Source organism: Protofrankia sp. BMG5.30 (assembly GCF_001983005.1).
GTDB lineage: Bacteria > Actinomycetota > Actinomycetes > Frankiales > Frankiaceae > Protofrankia > Protofrankia coriariae.
Genome location: NZ_MOME01000022.1, coordinates 49,660 through 66,996, shown reverse-complemented (window position 1 = coordinate 66,996; position 17,337 = coordinate 49,660). Strand labels below are relative to the sequence as shown.

General features: G+C 71.7%; 13 protein-coding genes and 1 pseudogene. 2 read left to right on the top strand and 12 right to left on the bottom strand.

Features of this window, described 5'->3' with window-relative positions; translation table 11 throughout:
• Positions 1 to 31: 31 nt before the first annotated feature.
• Together BL254_RS13895 and BL254_RS13890 are read right to left on the bottom strand one after the other, a co-directional pair.
• Positions 32 to 2,536, bottom strand: coding sequence for a bifunctional (p)ppGpp synthetase/guanosine-3',5'-bis(diphosphate) 3'-pyrophosphohydrolase (locus tag BL254_RS13895; protein ID WP_076843495.1), 2,505 nt, complete (start codon positions 2,534 to 2,536; stop codon positions 32 to 34).
• Between the two features lie 172 nt (positions 2,537 to 2,708).
• Complete coding sequence (locus tag BL254_RS13890) at positions 2,709 to 5,252, bottom strand: bifunctional (p)ppGpp synthetase/guanosine-3',5'-bis(diphosphate) 3'-pyrophosphohydrolase (protein WP_254858125.1); 2,544 nt, start codon at positions 5,250 to 5,252, stop codon at positions 2,709 to 2,711.
• Between the two features lie 76 nt (positions 5,253 to 5,328).
• On the opposite strand from BL254_RS13890, the gene BL254_RS13885 reads away from it, so the two are divergent.
• Positions 5,329 to 5,673 (top strand): hypothetical protein, encoded by a 345-nt coding sequence (locus tag BL254_RS13885; RefSeq protein ID WP_139342305.1) that lies wholly within the window; start codon positions 5,329 to 5,331, stop codon positions 5,671 to 5,673.
• Between the two features lie 170 nt (positions 5,674 to 5,843).
• Here BL254_RS13885 and BL254_RS13880 read toward each other — a convergent pair whose 3' ends face one another.
• The 7 genes from BL254_RS13880 to ruvC form a co-directional block, all read right to left on the bottom strand.
• Positions 5,844 to 6,416 carry an adenine phosphoribosyltransferase gene (locus tag BL254_RS13880; RefSeq protein WP_076843517.1) on the bottom strand — a complete coding sequence of 191 codons (573 nt, stop codon included), beginning with the start codon at positions 6,414 to 6,416 and terminating at the stop codon, positions 5,844 to 5,846.
• A 26-nt stretch (positions 6,417 to 6,442) separates the two neighbouring features.
• Complete coding sequence (secF, locus tag BL254_RS13875; RefSeq protein ID WP_076843494.1) at positions 6,443 to 7,690, bottom strand: protein translocase subunit SecF; 1,248 nt, start codon at positions 7,688 to 7,690, stop codon at positions 6,443 to 6,445.
• A gap of 3 nt (positions 7,691 to 7,693) precedes the next feature.
• Entirely contained in the window at positions 7,694 to 9,616 is a 1,923-nt protein-coding gene (gene secD, locus BL254_RS13870; protein WP_371390620.1) for a protein translocase subunit SecD, read from the bottom strand.
• A 347-nt stretch (positions 9,617 to 9,963) separates the two neighbouring features.
• Complete coding sequence (gene yajC, locus BL254_RS13865) at positions 9,964 to 10,521, bottom strand: preprotein translocase subunit YajC (protein ID WP_076843516.1); 558 nt, start codon at positions 10,519 to 10,521, stop codon at positions 9,964 to 9,966.
• 171 nt (positions 10,522 to 10,692) lie between these two features.
• Positions 10,693 to 11,745: a Holliday junction branch migration DNA helicase RuvB gene (gene ruvB / locus BL254_RS13860; protein WP_047222832.1), complete on the bottom strand. Its 1,053-nt coding sequence runs from the start codon at positions 11,743 to 11,745 to the stop codon at positions 10,693 to 10,695.
• Positions 11,746 to 11,755: 10 nt separating this feature from the next.
• Positions 11,756 to 12,562, bottom strand: coding sequence for a Holliday junction branch migration protein RuvA (gene ruvA, locus BL254_RS13855; protein WP_047222833.1), 807 nt, complete (start codon positions 12,560 to 12,562; stop codon positions 11,756 to 11,758).
• The gene (gene ruvC, locus BL254_RS13850) at positions 12,559 to 13,092 is read right to left on the bottom strand and encodes a crossover junction endodeoxyribonuclease RuvC (protein WP_047222971.1); all 534 of its coding nucleotides are present in this window, start codon (positions 13,090 to 13,092) and stop codon (positions 12,559 to 12,561) included. The genes ruvA and ruvC overlap by 4 nt, the downstream gene beginning before the upstream one ends.
• A 387-nt stretch (positions 13,093 to 13,479) precedes the next feature.
• Here ruvC and BL254_RS13845 point away from each other — a divergent pair, with 387 nt between their 5' ends.
• Positions 13,480 to 14,487 carry an alpha/beta hydrolase gene (locus tag BL254_RS13845; protein ID WP_200902401.1) on the top strand — a complete coding sequence of 336 codons (1,008 nt, stop codon included), beginning with the start codon at positions 13,480 to 13,482 and terminating at the stop codon, positions 14,485 to 14,487.
• Between the two features lie 162 nt (positions 14,488 to 14,649).
• On the opposite strand, the gene BL254_RS13840 is transcribed toward BL254_RS13845, so the two are convergent.
• From BL254_RS13840 to pdxS, 3 genes and pseudogenes are all read right to left on the bottom strand, one after another.
• Positions 14,650 to 15,405, bottom strand: a complete 756-nt coding sequence (locus BL254_RS13840) for a YebC/PmpR family DNA-binding transcriptional regulator (protein WP_047222834.1) — start codon at positions 15,403 to 15,405, stop codon at positions 14,650 to 14,652.
• Between the two features lie 101 nt (positions 15,406 to 15,506).
• Positions 15,507 to 16,151 (bottom strand): annotated as a pseudogene (pdxT, locus tag BL254_RS13835) (pyridoxal 5'-phosphate synthase glutaminase subunit PdxT); the annotation flags it as partial.
• Positions 16,145 to 17,134: a pyridoxal 5'-phosphate synthase lyase subunit PdxS gene (gene pdxS, locus BL254_RS13830; RefSeq protein ID WP_076843492.1), complete on the bottom strand. Its 990-nt coding sequence runs from the start codon at positions 17,132 to 17,134 to the stop codon at positions 16,145 to 16,147. The gene pdxS and the pseudogene pdxT, both read right to left, overlap by 7 nt.
• Positions 17,135 to 17,337 lie beyond the last annotated feature (203 nt).

The window sequence follows — 17,337 nt, the reverse complement described above, 5'->3', positions numbered from 1 at the left end:
GGCGCGCAGGTAGCGCGCGGGACGAACAGGATCAACCCGGCCTGGTGCCGGCGCGGTAGCAGTCGTAGACGCCGCCGACCGTCCGTACGGCCGCGAGCAGCGCGTCCAGCTGTGCCGGGCCGGYGACCTCCACGGTGAAGCGGGCCCGGGCCACCCGGTCCTCAGAGGTGATCGAGGAGGCGGAACGGACCGTGGCCGACACGTCCGACAGCATCTCGGTGATGTCCGCGAGCAGCCCGTGGCGGTCGAACGCCTCGACCGCGATCTCGGCGGGGAACGTGCCCTCCGCCGATGGGAGCCAGGAGGTCACCGCGACCCGATGTCGGTCGCTTGCGGCGTTCACGCACTGCGACCGGTGCACGGACACGGCGAGGCTGTGCGTGTTGGTGAACCCGACGACGTCGTCCCCGGGCAGGGGAAGACAGCAGCGGGCGGGACGGACCGGGACGCCGCTGCGGCCGTCGATGGCGGCCGTCCCCGCCCAGGTGAGGGCCTCGTCCGTGTCCCGTGACCGCCGCCGGCTCCGCCTGCTGTGGGCCTGCTCCCTCAGCGCCGGTGCCTGCGTCCGCGCGGCCGACGCGACAGGCAGGGCGGCCGGAACAGGCGTGGCCGGCAGAGCGGGCGGACTCACCAGGCCCGCCGGGGACGGTGAGGTGGCGGGGCCGCCGACAGCTACGGGCCGCGGGGCCGTGTCCGAGTGCCGCTCGGAGGCCTCCGGGACGGTATCGACGCCGGTATCGGTGCCGGTGCCACTGTCGGTGTCGGCACCGATGCCGCCGCCGGTGTTCAGATGTTGACGGCCGGGGCGGAGCGGGCCTGGATCCCGGGTATCGTCATGGCGGGTATCCGGGTGTGCCGGCTGCCGATCAGCAGGGTGTTCGGGATCCGACTGCTGGCCGGTGGTCTCCCGTCGCTGCCTGGTCAGCCCACGACGGATCCGTACCCGGGCCCGGGAGGTCTTGACGAAACCCAACCAGTCCTCGGATGGGCCTGCGTCCGGCAGCCCCGAACGCAGGATCTCCACCACGTCGCCGTTGCGCAGCCGGGTGTGCAGCGGGACCAGCCGGCCGTTGACCCGCGCCCCGATGGCCCGGTGCCCGAGTTCGGTGTGGACGGCGTAGGCGAGGTCGACCGGCGTGGACCTCGCCGGCAGCGCGATGATCCGCCCCTTGGGAGTGAAGATCAGTACCTCGTCGGAGTCGAGGTCCGCCGACAGCGACTCCAGGAACTCACCGGGATCCTTGGCGTCGCCCTCCCAGTCGAGCAGGCTGTGCAGCCAGGCCAGGCCCTCCAGCCGGGCGCCGTCCGCGGACGGCCCGATCGGCCGGGCGATGATCCCGGTCTCGGCGAGCCGGTGCATCGCGTCCGTGCGGATCTGGATGTCGACGGGCTTACCGGCCGGGTCCATGACGGTGGTGTGCAGCGACTGGTACATGTTGAACTTGGGTGTGGCCACGAAGTCGCGCAGCCGTCCCGGCGCCGGTCGCCACAGGGCGTGCACTTCCCCGAGCGCCTCATAACAGTCAGTGATCGAATCGACGAGGATCAGCACGCGGACGATGTCGTTGTGGTCCCGCGCCTCGAAGCCGCGCTCCTGGRCCCGCTTGTAGATCGAGAAGAGATGGCTGGTACGGGCCGAGACCCTGGCGTCGATGCGCGCCTCGGCCAGGCCGCTGGCGAGCTTGTCGACGACCGAGGCAAGCTGGCCGGACTCGCGTTCCGCGGCCGTGAAGGTGTCGACCACCGCCTGGATCCGCGTGTACTCGTCGGGGTGCAGGACGGCGAACGCCCGATCCTCCAGCTCCCGCTTGATGACGTTCACGCCGAGCCGGTGCGCCAGCGGCGCGAGGATCTCCAGCGTCACCCGGGCGATGCGCGCCTGCTTGGATGGGGACTTGAAGCCGAGGGTCCGCATGTTGTGCAGCCGGTCGGCGATCTTGATGAGCAGGACCCGGTAGTCCCTGGCCAGTGCGACGATCAGTTTCCGCAGTGTTTCGGCCTCGGCCGCGTCCCCGAAACGCATCTTGTCGAGCTTGGTCACCCCGTCGACGAGGTTGGCGACCTCCGGGCCGAAGTCCGCCGTGACGRCCTCCAGGGTGTAGCCGGTGTCCTCGACCGTGTCGTGTAGGAGGGCCGCGACGACCGTGGTGGTGTCCACCCCGAGTTCGGCGAGGATGTCGGTGACCGCCAGCGGATGGGTGATGTACGGATCACCGCTGTGCCGCATCTGACCGGCGTGCTGACGGTTGGCGACATCGTAGGCGCGGACGATGAGAGCGATGTCGGCCTTGGGATGATGCTGACAGTGCCGGTCGATGATCCCCCGTAGTACGGGTGGCACAGGTGGCCCTGGTGGTGAACTTCGGGCCGCGGCCACCCGGCGGGCGAGGTGGGCCAGCCGGCTGCCAGCCAGCCAGGCGGCCGCGAGGGTCCGCGAGGCGTCATCCCCACCGCCGACCTGCCCCCCGCTGGATCGGTCCACTCGCGCGGGCAGCGCCGCGCCCTGCATCCCGGCACCTACGATCTCAGCGTCCACAGTGCTCCCCCTCGATACGTCCCGGTGCGTCGGTACGTCCCGGCACGGAACAGCTCCGTGCCCCCGCCGCCCGCCGGTGACGGTCTCCCGCCGCGGCAACATCGACGACGCGGACCCGGCCGGCGGCCCCTCCCACTGGAAACCGCCGGATCCCCCCACAGCACCAGCATGGTCAACACCTCGCCCCGGAGGCGATCCGGTAACAGTCGTGCACACCGTCGATCGAGCGCACGGCGTCCCGGATGTGGCCGAGATGCTTGGCGTCCCCCATCTCGAAGGTGAACCGGCTGACCGCGCGCTGGTCCTTGGTCGTCGTCACCGACGCCGAGAGGATGTTGACGTGGTGGTTGGTCAACACCCGGGTGACGTCGGAGAGCAGACGAGCGCGGTCGGTCGCCTCGACCTGGATGACGACGAGGAACACCGACCCCGAGGACGCGGCCCACTCGACCGGCACCGTCCGGTCACGAGAACTATTACACAAAGTAGCCAGATTCGGGCAGTCCTGGCGGTGGACCGAGACGCCCTTCCCCCGGGTGACGAATCCGACGATCGGGTCTCCGGGCATGGGTGTGCAGCAGCGGGCGAGCTTCGACCACACGTCCTCGGCGCCGTTGATGACCACCCCCGGATCGCCGGCTGTGCGTTGCAGGGCACGGGTGGGCAGCGCGGTCTCGGCGACGTCCTCGGYCGCGCCCTCCGGGCCGCCCAGCGCGGCCAGCAGGCGGCCCACCACGTGCTGGGCGCTGATGTTCTTCTCACCGATCGCGGCATACAGCGCGGAGACGTCCGGGTAGCGCAGGTCCCTGGCCAGGCTGGGCAGCATGTCGCCGCTCATCAGGCGGGTCAGCGGCAGGCCGTGGCGGCGCATCATCCGGGCGATCGCGTCCCGGCCGGCGACAATGGCGTCCTCCCGCCGCTCCCGCGCGTGCCACTGGCGGATCTTCGTACGGGCCCGGGACGACCGGACGAAGGTCAGCCAGTCCTCGCTCGGGCCCGCCGCGTGCGCCCGGGAGATGAAGATCTCGACCGTGTCCCCGTTGTCCAGCGTGGTGTCCAGCGCGACGAGCCGGCCGTTGACCCGCGCGCCCACGCACTGGTTGCCCACGTCGGTGTGGACGGCGTAGGCGAAGTCGACCGGGGTCGCCCCCTCCGGCAGCGCGATCACGTCCCCTTTGGGGGTGAACACGAAGACCTCGTCGGTGTGCAGGTCGAAGCGCAGGCTGTCGAGGAACTCGCCGGGTTCGGCGCTCTCCCGCTGCCAGTCGAGGATCTGGCGCAGCCAGGCGGTCTGGTCGGCCCCGGCGGAGCCCCGCCGGGAACGGCCGCCACCCCGGGACGCACCGGCTCTGGAGCCGCCGTCGGCGAGTCCGAACGCGCCTGCCCTGGTCTCCCCGGAGGGCCGGGCGCCGACGCCGTCCTCCTTGTACTTCCAGTGCGCCGCGATCCCGTACTCGGCCCGGTTGTGCATCGCGTGCGTGCGGATCTGCAGCTCGACGGGCTTGCCCTCGGGGCCGATCACCGTCGTGTRCAGCGACTGGTACATGTTGAACTTGGGCATCGCGATGTAGTCCTTGAACCGGCCCGGGATCGGCTTCCAGTTCGCGTGGATGGTGCCCAGGGAGGCGTAGCAGTCCCGCAGGGAGTCGACCAGCACCCGGATTCCGACCAGGTCGTGGATGTCGTCGAAGGACCGGCCGCGGACCACCATCTTCTGGTAGATCGAGTAGTAGTGCTTGGGCCGGCCGGTGACGACAGCCTTGATCCTGGCCTCGGCCAGGTGCGCCTGCACCTGCGTCACCACCGCGGTGATGTAGGTGTCCCGGCTGGGCGCGCGGTCGGCCACCAGCCGGACGATCTCGTCGTAACGCTTCGGGTAGAGCGTCGCGAAGGCGAGATCCTCCAGCTCCCACTTCAGCGAGTTCATCCCGAGCCGGTGGGCCAGCGGAGCGTAGATCTCCAGGGTCTCCCGGGCCTTGCGCTCCTGCTTGTGCTCGGGCAGGAAGCGCAGCGTGCGCATGTTGTGCAGGCGGGCGGCAAGCTTGATCACGAGGGCCCGGGGGTCGCGGGCCATCGCAACCACCATCCGCCGGATCGTCTCGGCCTGCGCGGCCTCGCCGACCTTCACCCGGTGCAGCTTCATCACCGCGTCGAGCACCAGCGCGACGTGGTCGCCGAACTCGTCCCGGATCCGCTCGAGCGTCATGCCGCCCTGGCCGACGGTGCCGTGCAGGAGCGCGGCRCACAGGGTCGGCGTGTCCATCCCGAGATCGGCGAGGATGCTCGCGACCGCGACGGGATGGGTGATGTAGGGGTGGCCGGAGAGGCGAACCTGGCCGGCGTGCGCCCCCGCCGCGGTCTCGAAGGCGTGGTAGACCGGGCCGACGTCGGCCCGCGGATGGTTCGCGAGCAGGCCGCGCAGCACCGGATCCAGCAGTGACGGCGGGGTCGCCCGATGCGACGCGAGCCTGGGGAAGCGCCCGCGGACCCGGCGTGGCAACGGCGGCGACTCGTGTCCGAGGCGCGGGACCACCGGCGAACCGTCACCAGGACCGAACTCACCGTGGTCGACAAGAAGCCCGGACTGGCGCGTCGGCGGGGCCGATGTGCCGGGCCGGGCGGATGGAGCCGAGGTGGCCGGGGCCGCCGGCGGAATCGGTGAGGCCGGGAGAACAGCCGGCGGTGCGGAAACCGGCTGCCCGTCAGATGACCGCACCGTATCCGGATGGACGCTGGTCGGCTGGGCGTCGCCTGGCGACCTGGTTTCGGTTGACCCGGCATCGATTGGCCTGGTGTCGGTTGGCCTGGCGTCGCTCGACCCGGCATCGGTTGGCCTGGTGTCAGCCGGCCTGGTGTCAGCCGGCCAGGTATCGGCCGGCGGGATGTCGGCCGGCCGTGGCGCGCCGTCGGCCGCCCTGGTGCGTCCCGCCGACATGGCCTGCGGTGGACGTTCCGCCCCGGCCGCCGACGACGGCGCGCCGGTGGGCGGGCAGCCATGGCTGTCCCCGCGGGCGAGCACAGCGTATTCGCCTGCCGCGGACGACTCCCGAACGGTCGTCGCGCCAGGCTCGGACGCTCCAGCCGTCACCGGGGCTGCCTCGGGCACAAGCCGCTCCTGCTTCATGTCGGACCCCTGAAGGCTAACGCTTCCGTGGGTTGGCCTCCTCCCGCAACCCCGGCCAATGCCCGTGGATCACACAAAGGTCACACGGCCGGGGTTGTCGCAATCGTGATCATTACGGTCGGGAGTGCCGCACAGGAGCACCACGGCCGAGGCGCCGAACCGGCGAGGAACAGGCCCCGACGATCAGACTTCCATGATCGACGATATCGCGAGCGGCGCAAGCCGGTCACGCCCGGCCAGGAAGGTCAGCTCCATGAGCACGGCGAGCCCGACGACCTCCGCGCCCGACGCGCGGACCAGTTCGGTCGCGGCGGCCGCCGTACCGCCCGTGGCCAGCACGTCGTCGACGAGCAGCACCCGGTCACCCGGCTGGAAGGCGTCGGCCTGTACCTCGAGGGTGGCGGTGCCGTACTCCAGGTCGTAGGTACGGCTGACCGTCTCCCCCGGTAGCTTGCCCTGTTTGCGGATGGGYACGACACCCACCCCCGTGCGGTAGGCGACCGGGGCCGCCAGCAGGAAGCCACGCGCCTCGATGGCCGCCACGACGGTGGCGCCGTAACCGCCCGCGGTCGTGGCCAACTCGTTGATGACCACCGTGAAGGCGTCCGGTGTCCCCAGCAACGGTGTGATGTCCTTGAAGACCACCCCGGGCTGGGGGAAGTCGGCGACATCCCGGATGTGGGCCCGCAGCACGTCCGCGGCGGTGGCGCCGGCCGCGGACAGGCCGCTGGTGGTGCCGGTGCCGGCCGGTCCGATGGTCGTTTCGGCTGGTTCGATGGTCGTCACCGCCGTTTTTTACCGCTGGGACGGCCTTTGCGGCCAGAACGCCGGGCCGGTGTCGGACGGCGGCCCGCGGCGGGCCGTGGCGGCCGGACGCCGGCGACGGCCGGTTCACGGCCGCTGGCGGGCTCTCCACGTTCACGCTCGTCAGCGTCCGAGGGGGTGGTCGCGGTATCGGAAAATCCGCTTCCCGGCCCCTGGCCGGCCGCCGCGGCCCCGCTGTCGGATACGCGACCACCGACGGCGGCCGCCGCCGCGGCCCTCGGCTGCCTGGCGGGCTCCCGGGCGGCCGCCGCCCGTACCCGGGCCACCCGCTGGTCGAGTGCCCTGACCGCCGGCTCGTTCTTCTTCAGGTCGACCAGCAGCGGAGTGGCGAAGAACAGCGACGAGTAGGCGCCCGAGGCGATACCCACGAACTGGGCGAGGGCGAGATCCTCCAGGGTGCCGGCGCCGAGCAGACCGGCGCCGACGAACAGCAGCGAGGCGACCGGTACGAGCGCGATGAACGAGGTGTTGAGCGAACGCATCAGGGTCTCGTTCAACGCGTCGTTGGTGGCCTCCGCGTAGGTGCGCCGGCTGGTCGTGCTCATGCCGGCGGTGTTCTCCCGGACCCGGTCGAAGACGAYGACCGTGTCGTAGAGGGAGAACCCGAGAATGGCCAGCAGCGCGATGACCGTGGACGGGGTGACCTGGAAACCGACCAGCGAATAGACGCCCATCGTGATGACGAGGTCATGGATGAGCGTGGTCATGGCGGCGACCGCCATCTTCCACTCGAACCGGACCGACAGGTAGACCATCACCAGCACCAGGAAGACCGCAAGCCCCTGCAGCGCCTTGCTGGTGATGGTCGACCCCCACGACGCGCCCACCGTCGAGATGTCGATGTCGGTCGGGGCGACCTCGAAACGCTTCTCGATGGTGTTCTGCAGCGCACTGGCCTGCTCGGCGGAGAGGGTCGGGGTCTGCACCCGCAGTTGCTGGGAGGTGTCGAGCTCCTGGATGACCGAGTCGGCCGGGTTGACGCCGGCCGAGGACAGGGCCTCCTCGGCCACGGCGACCGACCTGCCGCCGGACGGGAACTGGAACAGCGCCCCGCCCTTGAAGTCGATGCCCAGGGAGAAGCCCCGGATCAGCATGCTGGCGACGCAGACGATCAGCAGGAACGCGGAGAAGGCATACCAGATCCGGCGGCGGCCGACGAAGTCGACATGGGACTGGTTGCGGTAGAGCCGGCTGGCCCAGGACATCGCCTACTCCCCCTGCGCCGTGCCGGACGAGCCCGGCCGTGACGGCCGCGAACCGCGTGCCGAACGAAGATCGCGTGATCCCTGCTCGGGGCCACCGGCGGCGTCCGCCCTCGCCGTTCCCCTGCCGGCGGCGGCCTGGGCGGGGGTGGCCGGGGCCCGCTCCCGCTTGGCCAGGCGGGCCGGCGCGGGGCCGGCCGCGGCCGGCTGGCCACGGACTGCCGCGACGGTGAGACCGGAGAAACGGCTGGTGGCAAAGAACGGCCTGCGCACGAGCAGGGTGACCACCGGTCTGGYGAAGATGAACATGATCAGGACGTCTATCAGAGTGGACAGCCCGAGGGTGAAGGCGAATCCCCGGACGGAGCCCACCGACAGGATGTAGAGCACCGCGGCGGCGAGGAAGGAGASCGTGTCCGCGGAGAGCATGGTCCGCCGGGCCGACGGCCAGGCCCGTTCGGTCGCCACCCGCGCGGTGCGGTTCTCGCGGACCCCGTCCTTGATGCGTTCGAAGTAGACGACGAACGAGTCCGCGGTGACACCGATGGACAGGATCAGACCGGCGATCCCGGCCAGGGTGAGAGTGAACCCGATCCATTCGCCGAGGAGCACGACCGAGGCGTACACCAGCACCCCGCTCACCGCCAGCGAGCTGAGCACGATTATTCCGAGCGCCCGGTAGTAGACGAACGAGTAGAACGTCACCAGCGCGAGACCGATGACACCGGCGAGCAGGCCGGCGTTGAGCGAGTCCTGCCCCAGGGTCGGGGAGATCGACTCGGCGCTGGACTGCTCGAAGGCCAGCGGCAGGGCGCCGTAGCGCAGCACGTTGGCGAGATCCTGGGCGCTGGACTGGGTGAACGAGCCCGAGATCTGCGCGTCACCGGCGATCCGGTCGTTGGTGGTCGGGGCGGACTGCACCACCCCGTCGAGCACGATCGCCACCTGCTTGCCGAGTGTCTTCTCGGTCAGGCTGGTGAACTTCGCCTGCCCGCTGCCGGTGAAGCTGACGTTGACGACCCACTCGCCGGTGCTCACCGAGGTGGTGCCRCCGGAGCTGGCGAGCCCGGCCGTTGCCGACTTCACGTCGGTGCCGATCACCGTGGCGGGCATCAGCAGGTACTTGACGGCGCCGGAACGGTCACAGGCGGCCACCCAGTCCGTCGGCCGGTCGGTGGCGGCCGCCTGGCTGCGCACGTCCGATGGGGCGCAGGTCAGGCTTTCGAACCGGGCGACGACGTCGGCCGGTGGCGTGTCGGCGGCGGGCTGCGCGGGCTGGCCAGAGGCCGCCGGGGGTACCGCGGCAGGGGGCGTCCCGGGGGCCGGTGACGCCGAGGCGGCCGGTGCTGGCGCGGCCGAGCCGGCCGGGGCCGTCGGCGCGGCCTGGGCGAGCAGACCGGAGCCGACCACGTCCGGCCGGGTGGTGGTGGACGGGGACGCAGCGGTGGCGGCGGGCGGAGCGGACGCGGCGCCCGGTGCTCCGGGCACCGGAACCGTCGGGGTGGCCGTCGGAGTGGCCGGAGCGGCCGGTACGGCGGCCCCGGAGGTGTAGACCTCTCGGAAGCGCAGTTCGGCGGTCTGCCCGACCAGTTCGACGACATCGTTGCGGCCGCGGCCGGGAACCGAGATCTCGATCTGGGTGTTGTTGCGTTTGACCTCGGCCTCGGCGACCCCGAGCCCGTTGACCCGCTCCCGGATGATGTCGACGGCCTTGTTGACCGCGCCACCGTCGACGCCCTTACCGGGCTCGGTCGACCGGGGCGTGAGGATCACGCTCGTCCCGCCCTGGAGGTCCAGGCCCAGCTTCGGCGTCCACGTGGACGTCAGCGCCATGGAGCCGTAGAGCAACACCACGATGCCGAAGAGGAGCCCGATCCGGGACCAGGCGGGGCTCAAGGCCTTACGCCGTCGCCCTGACCCTCGTGCCAACGGATATCCCTTCGTCACGCGCCGTCGCGCTCATACCACTTCCTGCTGGACTTCCTGCTGGACATGCCCACTGGACCTGCCCGGTGGACGGCCGATCCGGCCACGACCGGTGGAACCGGCGTGGACTGAGACTGATCGTCACAGTGTGGACCTGCCGTCACGGTGGGACGGCGCCGACCACGCCCACGGCCGGATGCCGACCGCACCCAAGGTATCGGCCCAAGGTATCGGAACGACTGTCATGCCGGAGGCGTTCCGATACCACATTTGTAACGCCGATATCCGCATGTTCGTCGAAGCGGACGCCGACCGGCTCCAGTGGGGGCCGGTGCCGGTCGGCCTGCCGTTTACCGCCCTGGCGTCCCTTCCCCGGGATCCTCGGAACCGCTGGCGTCCGGCCGCCGCTGGCCACCGGTTGTCTCCCCGCCGCCGGTCGTGTCGACCTTCTTGGTCGTGTCGACGGGCCCCCGGCCCGTGCCGTGGTCGTCAGCCGCCCCGGCGTCCTCGTCCCGGTGGCCGTCTTCCTCGTCGCCGTCATGGCCACCGTCAGAGCCACCGTCATGATCAATATCATGATCGTCGTGGTGTGCCCCGTCCTCCCCCACCGGGGAGACGACCCGCACGACCGCGGAACGGGTGAACCGGCAGACCACGTCCGGTGCCACCTCCAACAGCACGTCACTGCCCTCGACCTCGACCACCGTGGCGTACAGCCCCGCGGTGGTCACGACCAGCGCCCCCGGCGCGAGCGAGGTCAGGACCTGCTGCTGGGTCCGCTGCCGACGCCGCTGGCTGACGACAAAGAAAACGACGAGCGCCAGCAGCAGGATCAGGGGAAACAACCCGCCGAACCCACCGCCGCCGCCGTTCTGGGCCACATCCTGTGCGACCACGATCACCTGCACGTCCACGTCCTCCCATGTTGTGCGGCCGATGGTACGTACCGGCCGCGGGGCTGCCGGCGCCAGGCCCCGCCGGAGCGCGCCCAGCCGACGCCGACGAAGAGCGGCGAAGGAGCCGCGGCGCCGGGAGAACCGGCGGGCAGCCGCCGCTCTCAGCCGCCGTCGGCCAGGGGCTCAGTCGTCGCTGTCGATGAGGGGAAGCGGAACCTGGGAACGGCCCAGCAGGCCCTCGACCGGGTCGAGGCCGAGGTGGGTGAAGGCGGCCGGGGTCGCGATGCGCCCCCGGGGGGTCCGGGCGAGCAGACCGGCCCGGACCAGGAACGGCTCGGCCACCTCCTCGACCGTGTCCGGCTCCTCCCCCACCGCCACCGCCAGGGTCGCCAGACCCACCGGGCCGCCGTTGAAGCGGCGTACCAGCGCCTCCAGCACCGCCCGGTCCAGCCTGTCCAGACCGAGTGCGTCCACGTCGTAGACGCGCAGGGCGGCCTGGGCGACCTCACGGGTGACGACTCCGTCCGCCCGCACCTCGGCGTAGTCACGCACCCGTCGCAGCAGTCGGTTGGCGATCCGGGGGGTTCCGCGTGACCTGCCGGCGACCTCTGCCGCGCCGTCGCCGGTGATGTGCACACCGAGCAGCGCCGCTGACCGGACCAGCACATCGATCAGCTCGTCGGTGTCGTAGAAGTCCATGTGGGCGGTGAAACCGAACCGGTCGCGCAGCGGCCCGGTGAGCAGACCGGAGCGGGTGGTCGCGCCGACGAGGGTGAACGGGGCGATGTCCAGCGGGATCGCGGTGGCGCCGGGGCCCTTGCCCAGCACGACGTCGACCCGGAAGTCCTCCATCGCGGCGTAGAGCAGCTCCTCGGCCGGGCGCGCGATGCGGTGGATCTCGTCGAGGAAGAGCACCTCGCCCGGGGCCAGCGCGGTGAGGATCGCCACGAGATCCCCCGCCCGTTCGACCGCCGGCCCGCTGGTCATCCGCAGCGGGACCGCCATCTCCCGAGCAATGATCATGGCCAGGCTGGTCTTGCCGAGCCCCGGCGGCCCGGACAGCAGGACGTGGTCGGGCGGACGCGCCCGGGCCCGCGCCCCCTCAAGCATGATCATAAGCTGTTCGCGGACCTTCTGCTGGCCGATGAACTCCGCTAGCGTCCCCGGCCGCAGGCCCGCCTCAAAGGCACGCTCCTGCGGTTCGGCCACCGGCGAGACCAGACCCTCGACGTCCATCCAGCCGCCCTTACCGAGGCCGCAGGGCGGCCAGCGCCCGACGCAGCAGCACGCCTACGGGATCCGGTGTCTCGGCACGGCCGCTGCCCGCCCGGCCGGTGCCGGCGCCGTTGGCCCGTGGGTCACCGGGGCCGTCACGGCCCGCGCGGCTGCCCGGCCCGGCATCGCCGTGGCCGTTGCCGGCCGGGACCGTGGCCAGGGCATCCGCCCCGGTGGTGGCCAGGGGATCGGACAGGGAATCGGCCAGCGCGGCGGCCAGCGCGTCGTCGGCCTCCCGCGCGGTGTAGCCGAGCCCGAGCAGCGCGAGGCGGACCTGCTCGCCGGCGGTGACACCCGTGCCCGCGGCCGGCGCGGCACCGTCACCGCCGGCCCCGCCCACACCCACACCGCCATCCCCCGCGGCCGGCGCCGGTACGGGCGGGCCGAGCCTGTCCCTGAGGTCGAGGACGATGCGCTGCGCGCCCTTGCGACCGATGCCGGGCACCTTCGTCAGAGCCGCGAGATCCTCCGCCGCGACCGCGCGGCGCACGCTGTCCGGACTGTGGACGCCGAGCACGGCCTGGGCGAGCCGGGGGCCGACCCCGGAGGCGCTCTGCAGGGTTTCGAAGACGTCGCGCTCGTCGGCGTCGGCGAAACCGTAGAGAGTCAGCTCGGTCTCCCGGACGACCAGCGTGGTGACCAGCCGTGTCTGCTGCCCGACCCGCAGCCCGGCCAGGGTCGCGGGGGTGCACTGGACGAGCAGCCCGACCCCGCCCACCTCGACCACGGCGGCATCGGGCGACAGGGCGGCAACCGTCCCGGCCACGGACGCGATCACCTGAGGCTCCTGCCGGCGGCCGCGGCAGCCTGCCTGGCGGCCCGCATCCGGGCGAGCGCCGGCCCTCGCGACAGGTGGCACAGCGCAAGGGCCAGGGCGTCGGCGGCGTCGGCCGGGCGTGGCGGGTCGGACAGCCCCAGCAGACGGCTGACCATGAAGGTGACCTGGGCCTTGTCCGCCCGGCCGCTTCCGCTGACCGAGGCCTTCACCTCGCTGGGGGTGTACAGCGCGACCGGCAGGCCACGGCGGGCCGCGCTGACGATCGCCACCGCCCCGGCCTGCGCGGTACCCATGACCGTCCGGACGTTGGCCTGGCTGAACACCCGCTCGACCGCGACCGCGTCGGGGTGGTGACGGTCCAGCCACTCACCGAAGCCGCGTTCGAGTGCCCACAGCCGGGCGGAGACGTCATCGGCGGCGGGCGTACGCAGCACGCCGACCTCGACCAGCGACGTCTGCTGACCCGGCCCGCCGTCGACAACCCCGAGACCGCAGCGGGTAAGCCCCGGATCGACCCCCAGCACCAGCACCGGCACCCTCCACGACCAGCTAGCTCGTCGACTGTCGTCCCGACCGTCCGTCGGACATCGCGACCGCCGGATTACCCGGGACCGCCGGCCACCGGCGGTTCGCCACGATTGTGGCACGTCTGAACGCCTGTTCGAGTGCAGCGACACGCCTACCCGGGCGCCGGCCCGGCAAACATCGCCGGCCGGCCGGGCAGCAGCCCGGCAGACACCCACCGCTGGCGGCCGGCGTCAACTGGCTGTCCGCAACGCCACCCGCGGCCGTCGGCCGGGCACAGATCAGCATATGGTGAGATGACCGGCAATGCCCCGCGAAGATCGCCGGTGCCCCGCCGGACAAGCGGGAGATGCCACCGAAAAGCGCCGGGAATGTGGGAAATGAGGTCCGCAATGGGCTCCGATGCCGCCGCCGGCACCGAGCCGGTCGGGCTGACCGAGCCGACCAGGCCGACCGGGCTGACCGCCGGGCCGGCGGCCGAACACGGCGACGGACAGGTGCCGCGTGCGCGCCGGTCGGACCAGACGCGCCACGTCCGCCTCGATGCCGGTGACGTGGAGCTGTCCGGGCTGCTGGCCGAGCCTGACGGCCCGCCGCGGGCCGTCATCGTCGGCCTGCCCGGTGGGGGGCTGCGCGCGTCCTACTTCCACGGCCGGGCGCATCCGGACCTGTCCCTACTGACCCTCGGCACGGCCCTCGGGTTCAGTGTGCTGGCGCTGGACCGGCCCGGCTACGGCGCGTCGGCGGGGCTGAAGGCCACCCACCAGACGCTGGCCGCGCAGACCGCCGCCACCTGGCGGGCGCTGGAGACGTTCACGGCATCCCACGCCGCGGGGGCGGGCCTGTTCCTGATCGGCCACTCGTTCGGCACGATGCTGTCGGTGTCGCTCGCCGCGGACGAACGCGGCGAGCGCCTGCTCGGTCTCGACGTCTCCGGGGTGGGAGCCCGGTACCGTGACGGTCTGTGGCCGCCGCGGATCCCCGCTGACAGCAGCGTCGCCGAGATCCACCGGGAGCATGCCCTCGCGGCCCGCAAGCTGTTCTGGGGGCCGGAGTCCCTGTACCCGCCCGGCACGTTCGTCCTGGGGACGGTACCGACAGCCGGCGTGCCGGCCGGCGAGGCATCCGATGCCGCGAAGTGGCCGCAGAAGCTGCCCCTGCTGGGTCCGCGGGTGCGGGTGCCGGTCCGTTGGACGCTTGCCGACCACGAGTCCTGGTGGCACCTTGACGAGGCGACGGAGACCGAACTGCGGGCCGCTTTCAGCGCCGCGCCGCGCTTCGAGCTGGTCCGGCAGCGCGGCGCGGGCCACAACATCAGCCTGGGGTGGGCGGCCCGCTCCTACCACCTGCGGGCGCTGTCCTTCGCCGAGGAGTGCATCCGCGACCGGAACACGGGCTGACCCCCGTCCCGAGCTGACCCCCGTCCCGAAACGACGAACGCCTCAGAACGACACACGCCTCGAAACGGGGCACATACCCACCACGCGAACAACACCGGTCCGTACGGCGGCACCAGAAGTCACGGTAACGCCGACGGCGCCAGGGAGCCGGTCAGGAGCCGGTCAGGCCGAGACCAGCTCCATGATCTCGTCGGAGATGTCGGCGTTGAACCAGACGTTCTGGACGTCGTCGAGATCCTCGAGTGCCTCGACGAGCTTGAGGACCTTGCGGGCGGCCTCCTCGTCCAACGGCACGCTGACGCTGGGCAGCCAGGACAGGTCCGCCGAGGCCACCGTGAGCCCCGCGTCGGTGGCCGCGACGCGCACCGCGTTGAGGTCCGTGGCCTCCGAGACGACCTCGAACGCGTCGCCGAGGTCGTTGACCTCCTCCGCGCCGGCGTCGAGCACCGCGGTCAGGACGTCGTCCTCACCGAGCTCGGGGGTCTTCGTGACGAGGACGACGCCCTTGCGGTTGAACAGGTAGGACACCGACCCTGGATCGGCGACGCTGCCGCCGTTGCGGGTGATGGCCACCCGGACGTCCGAGGCGGCCCGGTTGCGGTTGTCGGTCAGGCACTCGACCAGCACGGCCACCCCGTTCGGCGCGTACGCCTCGTAGGTGATCTCCTCATAGCTGGCCCCGCCGGCGAGCTCGCCCGACCCCCGCTTCACGGCGCGGTCGATGTTGTCGTTCGGTACCGACTGCGACTTCGCCTTGGCAATGGCGTCCGCGAGCGTCGGGTTCCCGGCCGGGTCCCCGCCACCGGTCTTGGCCGCCACCTCGACCGTCTTGATCAGCTTCGCGAACAGCTTGCCGCGGCGCGCGTCGATGACGGCCTTCTTGTGCTTGGTGGTCGCCCACTTGGAGTGACCGCTCATGCCGTGCCCCTCACCTGTCCCCGCTCCTGTCTGCCACCTGTGCCCTGCATGGATACACCCTGTGCCGATATGCCCCGTACGCCCTGCACACCCTGTGTGCCCCGTACGGCCCGCATGCCTCGCGCATCCTCCACCATGCCGACGAACAGTTCGTGTATCCGCCCGTCGCCGGTGAGCTCCGGATGGAACGCGGTCGCCAGTACGCCCGCCTGGCGGACCGCGACAATCCTGTCACCGACCCTACCGAGCACCTCGACCTCGTCCCCGATCTTCTCCACCCAGGGTGCCCGGATGAAGACCGCCCGGACCGGGCCGCCGGCGACACCGGTGATGTCGATCTCCGCCTCGAACGAGTCGACCTGGCGGCCGAACGCGTTGCGCCGCACAACCACGTCCAGCCCGCCCAGCAGCGGCTGGCCGGGCCTGCCGTCCAGGACGTCCCTGGCCAGCAGGATCATGCCCGCGCACGACCCGAACACCGGCAGCCCGGCCGCGATCGCGTCCCGCAGCGGCTCCAGCAGCTCGAACACCCGCAGCAGCCGGCCGATCGTGGTGGACTCGCCGCCGGGCAGCACCAGCCCGTCGAGGGCGCCCAGATCGGACGGCCGGCGCACCTCGACAACCTGGACGCCGAGCGCGGCCAGCGCCCGGGAATGCTCGCGGACGTCACCCTGCAGAGCCAGCACGCCCAGCCGCGCCGCGCCGGTCCTCGCCTGTGCCGGAGGCGTCCAGGGGCCGCTCACCATCCGCGGTCGGCGAAGCGGTCCGCGGGCGCGAGATCGCTGACGTTGATGCCGACCATCGCCTCGCCGAGGCCGCGGGAGACCTTCGCGATGACGTCGGGGTGGGCGTACATGGTGGTGGCCTCGACGATCGCCCGGGCGCGCCGTGCCGGGTCACCGGACTTGAAGATGCCCGAGYCGACGAACACGCCGTCCGCCCCCAGCTGCATCATCAGGGCGGCGTCCGCGGGCGTCGCGATACCACCGGCGGTGAACAGCACGACCGGCAGCGCGCCGAGCCGCGCGACCTCGGCGACCAGTTCGTAGGGGGCGCGCAGTTCCTTGGCCGCGGCGAAGAGCTCGTCGCCGGGCAGCGCGGACAGCCGCGCGATCTCCGCCCGGATCGTGCGCATGTGCACGACCGCGTTGGACACCTCGCCGGTGCCCGCCTCACCCTTCGACCGGATCATGGCCGCGCCCTCGCCGATCCGGCGCAGCGCCTCCCCCAGGTTGGTCGCGCCGCACACGAACGGGACGGTGAACCGCCACTTGTCGATGTGGTGGTGCGGGTCGGCCGGGGTGAGAACCTCGGACTCGTCGACGTAGTCGACCCCCAGCTCCTGGAGCACCTGGGCCTCGACGAAGTGGCCGATGCGTGCCTTGGCCATCACCGGGATCGACACCGCCTCGATGATCGACTCGATCATCTCCGGGTCGCTCATCCGGGAGACTCCGCCCTGGGCACGGATATCGGCGGGAACCCGCTCCAGGGCCATCACGGCGACGGCGCCGGCCTCCTCGGCGATCCGGGCCTGCTCGGCCGTGACCACGTCCATGATCACACCGCCCTTGAGCATCTCCGCCATGCCCCGCTTGACCCGGGCCGTGCCCACGTGGGCGCCGTCTGCCGCGCCGGCCGCGCCGGGCAGCGTGGCCGTGGGCACGGATCCGTGGTCCGGTCCGTGGCCCCGCGAAGCGGGCTCGGCAGCGGTCAGACCCTCGGACATGGCATGCCTCTCTGTACACAGACGGGACCGGTGCAGGAATTCGGTCCACGGCGAACATCCCAGCTGGGCCGGACGCCGACAAACCGCGGCTTCCACGAGCGGAGCACGTCGGACACACGACAGTCAGCCCGGACGGAAGACATCCCATCCTACGACCGGAAGCACCTACCGGACGGGATGGCGATTACGATCGACAACACAGA

Excerpts from the sequence above, each read along its gene's own strand:
- ruvB (WP_047222832.1), bottom strand. The coding sequence starts at position 11,745 with ATGGACGTCGAGGGTCTGGTCTCGCCGGTGGCCGAACCGCAGGAGCGT.
- BL254_RS13845 (WP_200902401.1), top strand. The coding sequence starts at position 13,480 with ATGGGCTCCGATGCCGCCGCCGGCACCGAGCCGGTCGGGCTGACCGAG.
- BL254_RS13840 (WP_047222834.1), bottom strand. The coding sequence starts at position 15,405 with ATGAGCGGTCACTCCAAGTGGGCGACCACCAAGCACAAGAAGGCCGTC.